This is a genomic window from Oleiphilus sp. HI0125, from assembly GCF_001635355.1.
On record NZ_LWGF01000026.1, the window covers coordinates 1 to 1,313 of the forward strand.

The following is a 1,313-nucleotide window of genomic DNA, read 5'->3' on the forward strand; positions in this document are numbered from 1 at the left end:
AATATTGACCGAATTGCGAATGAGGGGGTGATGTTCAGCGATCACTATGCCCAGCCTTCCTGTACAGCAGGGCGTGCGGCATTCATAACTGGGCAGTATCCGATTCGATCTGGAATGACGACGGTCGGCCAACCAGGTGACGCGCTTGGTTTACAAAAAGAGTCACCGTCTCTTGCTGAAGTGTTAAAAGAAGAAGGATATCGCACCGGACATTTTGGCAAAAATCACCTTGGTGATAGAAACGAACACCTGCCAACTATGCACGGGTTCGAAGAATTCTACGGAAACCTCTACCATCTCAATACCCAAGAAGAGGCTGAACAGAGAGATTATCAAAATTTTGGTAAAGCCTTTGCGGGTAGCCTGGAAGAGTACGAGAAAAAGTTTGGGACGCGCGGAGTGGTGCATGCGCTTGCGACCGACACCTATGATGCAACGGAAGACCCTCGCTTCGGTGTGGTTGGAAAACAGACTATCGAAGATACCGGACCATTGACTCGTGAGCGAATGAAAAACTTTGATGCAGGTGAAGTGATTCCGCGCACGTTTGAATTTATAAAAAATGCGAAGGAAGCGGAGGAGCCATTTTTCGTTTGGATGAATACCAGCCGAATGCATCTATACACGCGTATCGATACTGAATGGTTGAATAAAGTTGAGAAGTATACTTCGGAAGCCGATTACCACGGCGCTGGAATGATGCAGCATGACCATGATATTGGTCTTGTGCTCGATTGGCTGGACGAGCAAGGTCTCGCAGAGAATACCATCGTTGTTTACTCTACAGACAATGGCCCTGAGCATAGCTCATGGCCTCATGGCGCCACCACACCCTTTAGAGGTGAAAAGATGACGACATACGAGGGTGGCGTGCGTGTGCCAACAATGGTTCGCTGGCCGAATAAAATCAAAGCCGGTACCAAGCTAAATGGTATTCAAGCGCATCAAGATTTATTTACCACTCTAGCTGCGGCCGGGGGTGTGCCTGACGTCAAAGAGAAAATGATCGAGCAGAAAAAACAGTATATTGATGGTGTGAACAACCTTGATTACTGGATGGGGCTATCCGATCATTCTGAACGAAATCACTTGTTCCATTATTACGAAAGTAAACTAACTGCAGTGAGAATGGGACCGTGGAAATTTCATTTCTCAACGAAAGAGGATTACTACTCTAACGTGATTCCGCGAACCGTGCCGTTGGTATTTAATGTTCGTATGGATCCTTATGAGTCTTATGATAATTCGGATTCTTATGGGCACTTGCTGCAGAAAGTATCTTGGCTGATTCAACCGATGGGTCAATTAATGGC

The 1,313-nt window shown here is 46.6% G+C and carries 1 protein-coding gene; it reads left to right on the plus strand.

Annotated features, from left to right (window positions below):
* Positions 1-30: 30 nt before the first annotated feature.
* Positions 31-1,313, plus strand: a 1,283-nt coding sequence (locus A3762_RS00655) for a sulfatase-like hydrolase/transferase (protein WP_231878683.1), incomplete at its 3' end; no start/stop codon positions are given.